The organism is Yoonia sp. (assembly GCF_046498525.1).
GTDB lineage: Bacteria > Pseudomonadota > Alphaproteobacteria > Rhodobacterales > Rhodobacteraceae > Yoonia.
The window spans coordinates 1-7,961 of record NZ_JAWOAN010000257.1 but is presented as its reverse complement, the minus strand read 5'-3'; the positions used below and the strand labels follow the sequence as shown (position 1 = coordinate 7,961).

Genomic DNA, 7,961 nt, shown 5'->3' with positions numbered 1-7,961 from the left:
CCGACATCGGTGTTCAGAATATCCCCGAGTGTGCGGGTCAGGATCAAGGTGACCGCCCGGTCCGGCCTGTCCGCCCAAAGCACATCTTCGCGGATGATGATGCGGCCATCCGTGGTTTCCAGAGCAATCTCTTCGGCTGCGGCATAGGTGGGCAGGGAAACCGTGCGCACCATCGCGCTTTGCACGCGTGGGCGCAGTTCAAGCGATGACTGCGCCGGACTGAGCGCGACCCGATCCGCAAGGGGAGAACAGGCTGCAAATGCGGCGACGGCAAGGACCATGAAACGTGAAAGCATGAATTACCGTCCAATCAGCAAGGAATTCGGGTTTCGTTCAATTGCCCGCGCCAGCGAAGAGATCGCATCGGATGCTTCCTGAATGTCGCGCAGGGTGGCAAGCGTTTCGTTGCTGAAGCGTGACCGCTCACTATAGCTGTTCACGACCGCCTGGGTTTGATCGACCAGTTCGCCAGCGCGCGCGGCAAGAGCGGGCAGGGTGCCGACTGCATCTTCGACAGCGCGTGCCGCTTGGTTGGCAGAGGCAAGCGCCGCGTTGACATTCGCAACGGCGCCGCCTTCGCGGACCTCGTCCAGGAGTGCCCGCATCGTGGCAAGTGCTGCGTTGGCTTCGCCCGGAAAGGCCACGGCATCATCGGTGCCAAGGAACCCGTCGATGGCGTTCAAGGATGCCGTTGCCGACGTCACCAGCGCCTCAAGTTCCAGTTCATTGGCCCGCGCGGTCAGCGTTTCGATATCTGCGGTGATCTGTGGCAGGTTGCGCGTGGCGACTTCGATGTTTGTGGCCGCTTGTGCCGCTGTTGCGACCGCCGCATCAAGATTTGCGATCACACCTAGATCGGCGGCCTCGGACATCAGGCCGTCCAGTTCACCGATGACATTGCGCAGATCACCCGGGATCGCCTGAATGTCGTCCGAATTGATCAACGCACGCGATTCGTCCAGAAGCGCGAGCAATGCCGCAGGCGTCGCACGTGTATTTTCGTCGTTGGCCAGTCGTTCAAAACTGTCCATCAGATCGATTGCGCCATCCATCAGTTCTTCGACGGGCAGCGCGTTGATGCGCGCCAAGAGCCCCTCTGCCGTGGCTGCCACATCCGAGATATCGGATTCTGTTGTCGGGATCACCGGATACTCGCCCGATGTGAGGTTGACGATCGCGGGCAACGCATCTTCGATCTGCACCAGTTCGACAAACAGCGTTCCGGCAAGGATATTGCCCGTCACCATGCGGGCACGCAGGCCGCGGGTCACGAAATCCGAAAGCAGTTCAAGCGCGTCCTCTGCTGTGGCATTCGGGCCCATCCCAAGGCGGGACGGTTCAACCGCCAGCACCGCCTGCAAGCGCACCTGTGCGTTTGATCCATCGCCGACCACGATTGCATTCAGGCTGCTGACCTCACCGATCCGGATACCCTGAAAACGGACCTCGGACCCCACGGCCAAGCCGCTGACGGATTGCTCGAACAACACGGCGACTTGCAGCACTTCGGCGTTGGGATCCGTAAACAGGCTGTCGCGCGCTGCTTGCTCGCTAGAGAAAATGTCAAAGCTGTGCCCGTCGGCGATTGGCTCTCCACCCGAGACGACCGTGTCAAAAGCAATGCCGCCCTCGATGATCGAGGCCAGCGAGTTGACATCAAGCGATACGCCTCCGGTGCCGAACGAAACACTGAAACCCGAGGTGTCCCAAAACCGCGTACTGCTGGTTATGCGCCTGTCATAGGGGCTTTCGACAAAGGCGCTGACCATCACCTGACTGCCATTGAACGACAATTCGGGTTTTTCAAGATAGCCGACCTTGAGGCCCTTGTGCAGGATCGGTGCACCGGCAGCGATGCTACCACCGTTATCCGCACGCAAGATAACGCGCGTGCCGCGCTGGTTGGCGCGGGTCAGATTCGGCCGCTCAAGCCCGACAAACTGGGTCTGTGCGACATCTGCCTCTGTGTCCCAGTTGCCTTCGATGAAGACTCCCGACAACACGGTCTCCAATCCTGTAATGCCACGCAGCGAAACATCGGGTCGCACGACCCAGAATTCGGCGTCATCGTCAAGGAAAGAGGCAACGGTCTTGTCGATACGCGCATGAACAAGGACATCGGTAAGGCCTTCGGAGAACTCCAGATCCTCGACCTTGCCCACAGTCACGTCGCGGTACTTGATGGTGGTCTCGCCTGCGGAAATGCCGGCCGCGTTTTCAAAGCTGATGGTGATCAGTGTGCCGCGGTCCGCGTAGCTTTGCCATGCGGCCCAAAGCGATATGCCCAGTGCAACCAAAGGGACCAGCCACACCAGCGACAGACGCTGCCAGATCCGCCGTTTGGCGGGCCTGACATCGAAAGGTGCGGGGCCGGTATCGTCCGGATCACTCATTGTTGCGTCCTGTCTGCGTCCCAAATCAGGCGGGAATCAAAGGCCTGCGCCGAAAGCATTGTAAAAATCACCGAGAGCGCAAAGCTGACGGCGGCGATGCCGGGGTTGATGGTTGCGATACTGTCGAGTTGCACCAGCGCCGACAGGATTGCAACGACAAAGACATCGATCATCGACCAGCGGCCGATGAACTCGACGACCTCATAGGCCTTGTGCCGTTCGTGGCGGTTGGCGGCTGAATGACGTTGCACGCTGATGGCCAGATACATGATCGCCACGAATTTTCCAACCGGGATCATGACAGATGCCACGAAGACAATCGTGGCGATGCCCCATGACCCGTATGCCACAAGCTCGGCCACACCGCCGATGATAGTGCTCTCGGAGCGTTCGGTCAGGGTGGAGGTCAAAAGCATCGGATAAAGATTGGCAGGGATATAGGCGATCATGCCCGCGATCAGCCACGCCCAGACCTTTTGCAGACTTTCGGCGTCGCGGCTTTGCAGGCGCCCTTCGCAACGTTTGCAGATGCGGGCTTGCAAAGTGTGCACCTGTCCGCATTGCTGACAGGCCACCAGCCCCGCATCACGGGCCGTGATCAATCCTTGGCTTTGTCCAGCGCTTCCCAAATCGAATACCTGCATATCAGTTGATCTTTAAGGACAGTGATAATCACCACCCCCGCGAAGGCCCAGAATGCGGGTCCTATTGTCACGGCAGCGAGGCCTGCGACCTTGATCAGCGCGACGGTCACGCCGACGATGAAAATCTCGGCCATGCTCCATGGCCGCAAGCGTTCCGCAAGGGAAAATGCCTTGCGGGCACCCTGACGCGGCTTTTGCCCCCGTACCAGTGGTCCGAGGGCATAAATCAGCGCGCTGAGGCGCATAAGCGGGATAACCACGATAAAGAACGCGACGGCAACGGCCAGTGGAAAGGCATAGCCATCCTGAAACGCGAGAACGGCATCGATGACGGAGGTCGCATTTTGGAGTCCGCCCGCATCCAGGGTCAGAAATGGAAAACTCACAGCCGCGATCATCATGATAAAGGCGGTCAGCGCAAGGCTCAGGATTTGTGCCATGGCTGCGGGTTGGGACGTCATCAGTACGATCCCGCATTGCTGGCAATGGGCGCGTGCGTTGTCCGGCAGAGCGCTGGCCAGATGAAGCGTGTCGCACTGCGGGCAGGCGACCAGATCATCAATGGGTGTCGTGTGTATCGTCACGCGGGTCAGGGCTCCTGCCGGTCAGGGGACTTGCCCCAAGGCTGTCGCGAGGTTATCGCGTTGAGCCTAGATAGGCTATGCCCCCGCCAGCTTCAACATAACGCGCAGAGAGTGCCATGACAGATACAATCTTCCCGCCCCGTCCGACACCCGTGATCCCCGTGCAGGGGGACGCGGGCTTTCCTGTGGGGCGCATTTTTTGCGTGGGCCGCAATTACGCCGATCATGCCGCAGAGATGGGGCATGAGGTCGATCGCGAAGCGCCGTTCTATTTCACCAAATCCGCACAGGCGGTACTGTTGTCCGGACAAGACATGCCGTATCCGCCACGCACGGCAGACCTGCATCACGAAATGGAGCTTGTCGTCGCTATCGGACGCACGGCAAAGGATGTCGCGCAAGCGGATGCGATGGATGTGGTTTATGGCTACGGCTGCGGGCTTGATATGACACGCCGGGATCTGCAGGCGGCGGCCAAGGCGAAGCGTCGCCCTTGGGACACCGGCAAGGATTTCGATAATTCCGCAATCATTGCAGCTCTGACACCCAAGGCCAGCAATGCCAGCATAGACGATCTGGCGATGAAGCTGGATGTAAACGGCGTGACGCGCCAGCAAGCCAAACTCTCGGATATGATCTGGTCGATCCGGGAAATCATTGCCGATCTGTCATCGCTTTATACATTGCATGCCGGTGACCTGATCATGACCGGCACGCCCGCAGGCGTCGGGCCGGTCGTAAAAGGTGACGTATTACACGGCACAATTGGCGATTTCGCTCCGGTTGAAACGACAATCATCTGATTGAATGTGCCTTGCGGTACACCATGTATCGCGACACTGCTGCCAAATCTCATGCCTTATGGAGGATCAACATGACACTCACCCGCCGCACGCTGCTAGGGGCCTTGGCCGCTGCCTGCATGTCTACGACCGCAGCCGCCCAAGAGGTGACACTGCGCCTGCATCAGTTCCTGCCCGCCCAAGCCAATGTGCCTGCGCATATTCTGGATGTCTGGGCGGACAGCGTAGAGGCGGACAGCAACGGTCGCATCAAGATCGACCTCTTTGCGTCCATGCAGCTTGGCGGCACGCCGCCACAACTGATTGATCAGGCGATTGACGGCGTGGCCGATATCGTCTGGACCGTGGCAGGCTATACACCGGGCCGCTTTCCCCAGCTTGAAGTGTTCGAACTGCCCTTCATGTCGCCCGATGCCGAAGCCACGTCGCGCGCGTTCTGGGAACTGGCCGAAGCACGGATGATGGATACGGATTTTGCCGATTTCAAACCTTTGGGTCTTTGGGTGCACGGCCCCGGCGTGATCCACAGCAATCGCCCCGTAACAGACGTGGCCGATCTGCGCGGCCTCAAACTGCGCGCCCCGTCGCGGACGACGACGACGATGTTCACCCAGCTTGGTGCCACATCCGTCGGGATGCCGGTGCCTGCGGTTCCGGAATCCCTTTCGCGTGGCGTCATTGATGGCGCCGTGATCCCGTGGGAGGTGGTTCCGTCGCTGAAAGTGCAAGAACTGGTGACTTATCATACGGAATTCCCCGGCGACGCGCTTTACACGCTGGCTTTCATCTTTGCGATGAACAAGGACGCCTACGATGCATTGCCAACCGATCTGCAGGCGGTGATCGACGCCAATTCCGGCCTTGAGTTTTCGGCCTTCGCCGGTCGCACACAGCAAGAATACGATGGACCCGGGCGGGCCTTGGCCAAGGAACTTGGCAATACCATCATCACCCTGTCAGATGCACAGACAGCCGCTTGGCGCGCCGCCAGCCGGACCACGATCGACAATTGGATTGCCGAAGCCGATGCCGCCGGCATTGATGGCACCGGTTTGTATCAAGAGGCGACTGCCTTGATCGCAAAACACAATACGGGCAACTAAGGCCGTTTCCGTGCTGCACGCTGTCATTCAGAAACTTGCGCAATTCATGGCGCTGCTTGGCGGGATCGTGCTGTGTCTTTTGGTGGGCATGGTTTGTGTCAGCGTCGCAGGTCGCGAGTTGAGCGATCTGGCGCATTCGGGCGCGCTGCGCGGGCTTGGTGATTGGCTCATTGCGCTTGGTGTCGGGCCGATCCTTGGCGATTTCGAACTGGTCGAGGCTGGTGTGGCTTTTGCGATCTTCTCGTTCCTGCCGCTCACGCAACTTAGCGGTGCCCATGCCAAGGTGGATGTGTTTACCAGCGGGATGGGGCAGGGTGTCAATCGCGCGCTGGGGACGTTCTGGAGCGTTGTCATGGCCATAGTCATCGTGTTGATCACATGGCGGCTTTTCGTCGGCATGCAGGACAAGATGCGCTATGGGGAAACGACCTATCTGATCCAGTTTCCGATCTGGTGGGCCTATGCCGCCAGCCTGATCGCGGCGATCGCGGCCAGCATCGTCAGTATCTACTGTGCGGCGATGCGCCTGACGGGGCAGCGCATGTTATGACCGATCTGGCGCTGGGCTATCTGTCCTTTCCCTTCCTGCTGTTGCTGATCTTCCTGCGGGCACCCATCGGGCTTGCCATGCTGGTCTGCGGGATCGGCGGGCTGTGGCTGGCGACCGATGGGACGACCGTTTTCACGGCGCGGCTGAAATCCGAGGTCTATTCCACCTTTTCCAGCTACAACCTCTCGATCATTCCGATGTTTCTGCTGATGGGGCAATTTGCAACCTATTCGGGCATGTCGCGGTCACTGTTCAAGGCAGCAGAGGCATGGCTGGGTCATCGCAAGGGTGGCATGGCAATGGCTTCGGTCGGGGCCTGTGCGGGGTTTGGTGCAATCTGCGGGTCATCGCTTGCGACGGCTGCGACAATGAGCAAGGTCGCTCTGCCGGAACTGCGCAAATATGGCTATTCCGGCGGTTTTGCGACGGCGACACTGGCGGCAGGCGGGACACTGGGTATCCTGATCCCGCCCTCGGTGATCCTTGTCATCTATGCGATCCTGACCGAACAGAATATCGCAAAGCTTTTTGCCGCCGCTTTCATTCCCGGCATTCTGGCCGCACTGGGATATATGCTGACCATCGCGATCTACGTGCGGATTTATCCCAATCAGGCCGGAACACGTGACCGGATAGGCTATGCCGAAAGGTTCAAGGCGCTGGGCGCGGTCTGGCCTGTGCTGATCGTTTTCGGGCTGGTCGTTGGTGGCATCTACCAAGGCTGGTTCACCCCCACCGAAGGGGCCGCCGTGGGCGCGATGGGAACCGGATTGATCGCGCTGTTCTCGGGCGCGCTGAATTGGCAGGTCTTCCGTCAGAGCATCACGGAAACTGCAACCGGCACAGGCATGATTTTTTTCATCGTGCTCGGTGCGGGGTTCTACAACGGCTTTCTTGCGCTCACCCAAGTGCCGCAGGAGCTGTCTCTTTGGGTGGCCGGACAAGGGTTCAGCCCCTGGATGGTGATGGCGCTGATCCTCGTGTTCTATCTGGTTCTTGGGTGCCTGATGGACAGCCTGTCGATGATCCTGCTGACCGTGCCGATCTTCTGGCCGGTCATCTTGGGCCTTGATTTCGGCATGACGACGGAAGAACTTGCGATCTGGTTCGGGATCATGGTGCTGATCGTGGTCGAGGTGGGATTGATTACCCCTCCTGTGGGTATGAACCTGTTCATCATCAACAATCTGGACAAAGACACGCCGATGACGGCGACGTATAAATCTGTCCTCTTCTTCGTCGGATCGGATGTAGTGCGCGTGTTCATCCTGCTGATGTTCCCCGCTATCACCTTGGTGTTCGTCTAGTGCCGGGCCTTTGGGACAGGTTCCCCGTTCAGATCGATATCGCAGGGCAGGGCGCGGTCAATCACGCGCTGTGCATTGGGAATGTCGTTGCCTTCGGCACGGCGGGTTGCCACTGCAGAGGAATAACTGAGGCTCAGCCAGCGGTGGATCAGACGCGCCCGTAACTCCGGCATGGGGACGTTCACGCGTGCGGACAGATTCCACAGGTCCGCTAGCTCCGACCATGGCGCTTCATCGAACATTAGGTAATTGCCTTCGACAATCACCACCTTTGCCGCAGCAGTCACGGCAACCGACCCCGCGATGGCCAGATCACGCGTGCGGTCAAAAGAGGGCGCAAAGACTTCTTCGCCTGTCTTGAGCGCCCTGATCAGACGCAAAAAACCGGGTGCGTCAAATGTCTCGGGCGCACCCTTTCGCGGACGCAGGCCGCGCGCTTCGAGGATGCCATTATCAAGGTGAAACCCGTCCATCGGAACGACGATGGACTTGCGCCCCTGTGCATTCAGGCGGCGGGCCAGTTCGCTGGAGAGGGTGGATTTGCCACAGCCCGGTGCGCCGGTAATGGCCACCAGAT

9 protein-coding genes are annotated in these 7,961 nt (G+C 59.4%); 4 read left to right on the top strand and 5 right to left on the bottom strand.

Annotated features, from left to right (window positions below; all coding sequences use genetic code 11):
- The 4 genes from R6T97_RS15500 to R6T97_RS15485 all read right to left on the bottom strand — a co-directional run.
- A partial coding sequence (locus R6T97_RS15500; RefSeq protein ID WP_410350188.1) for an ABC-type transport auxiliary lipoprotein family protein occupies positions 1–296 on the bottom strand: 296 nt, incomplete at its 3' end.
- 3 nt (positions 297–299) lie between these two features.
- Complete coding sequence (locus R6T97_RS15495) at positions 300–2,393, bottom strand: intermembrane transport protein PqiB (protein ID WP_410350187.1); 2,094 nt, start codon at positions 2,391–2,393, stop codon at positions 300–302.
- Positions 2,390–3,037, bottom strand: a complete 648-nt coding sequence (locus R6T97_RS15490) for a paraquat-inducible protein A (protein WP_410350186.1) — start codon at positions 3,035–3,037, stop codon at positions 2,390–2,392. Before R6T97_RS15490 ends, R6T97_RS15495 begins: the two co-directional genes overlap by 4 nt.
- Positions 2,992–3,621 (bottom strand): paraquat-inducible protein A, encoded by a 630-nt coding sequence (locus R6T97_RS15485; protein ID WP_410350185.1) that lies wholly within the window; start codon positions 3,619–3,621, stop codon positions 2,992–2,994. Before R6T97_RS15485 ends, R6T97_RS15490 begins: the two co-directional genes overlap by 46 nt.
- Before the next feature lie 116 nt (positions 3,622–3,737).
- Here R6T97_RS15485 and R6T97_RS15480 point away from each other — a divergent pair, with 116 nt between their 5' ends.
- From R6T97_RS15480 to R6T97_RS15465, 4 genes are all read left to right on the top strand, one after another.
- Positions 3,738–4,424, top strand: coding sequence for a fumarylacetoacetate hydrolase family protein (locus tag R6T97_RS15480; RefSeq protein WP_410350184.1), 687 nt, complete (start codon positions 3,738–3,740; stop codon positions 4,422–4,424).
- A 71-nt stretch (positions 4,425–4,495) separates the two neighbouring features.
- Positions 4,496–5,527 carry a TRAP transporter substrate-binding protein gene (locus R6T97_RS15475; protein WP_410350183.1) on the top strand — a complete coding sequence of 344 codons (1,032 nt, stop codon included), beginning with the start codon at positions 4,496–4,498 and terminating at the stop codon, positions 5,525–5,527.
- Positions 5,528–5,537: 10 nt separating this feature from the next.
- Positions 5,538–6,077, top strand: a complete 540-nt coding sequence (locus R6T97_RS15470) for a TRAP transporter small permease (RefSeq protein ID WP_410350182.1) — start codon at positions 5,538–5,540, stop codon at positions 6,075–6,077.
- Complete coding sequence (locus R6T97_RS15465) at positions 6,074–7,384, top strand: TRAP transporter large permease (RefSeq protein WP_410350181.1); 1,311 nt, start codon at positions 6,074–6,076, stop codon at positions 7,382–7,384. Before R6T97_RS15470 ends, R6T97_RS15465 begins: the two co-directional genes overlap by 4 nt.
- On the opposite strand, the gene R6T97_RS15460 is transcribed toward R6T97_RS15465, so the two are convergent.
- Positions 7,381–7,961 (bottom strand): sugar transporter (locus R6T97_RS15460; RefSeq protein ID WP_410350180.1); only part of this gene is annotated, 581 nt, incomplete at its 5' end. The two genes, R6T97_RS15465 and R6T97_RS15460, sit on opposite strands and share 4 nt — an antisense overlap.

Excerpts from the sequence above, each read along its gene's own strand:
- R6T97_RS15465 (WP_410350181.1), top strand. The coding sequence starts at position 6,074 with ATGACCGATCTGGCGCTGGGCTATCTGTCCTTTCCCTTCCTGCTGTTG.
- R6T97_RS15495 (WP_410350187.1), bottom strand. The coding sequence starts at position 2,393 with ATGAGTGATCCGGACGATACCGGCCCCGCACCTTTCGATGTCAGGCCC.
- R6T97_RS15475 (WP_410350183.1), top strand. The coding sequence starts at position 4,496 with ATGACACTCACCCGCCGCACGCTGCTAGGGGCCTTGGCCGCTGCCTGC.
- R6T97_RS15480 (WP_410350184.1), top strand. The coding sequence starts at position 3,738 with ATGACAGATACAATCTTCCCGCCCCGTCCGACACCCGTGATCCCCGTG.
- R6T97_RS15490 (WP_410350186.1), bottom strand. The coding sequence starts at position 3,037 with ATGCAGGTATTCGATTTGGGAAGCGCTGGACAAAGCCAAGGATTGATC.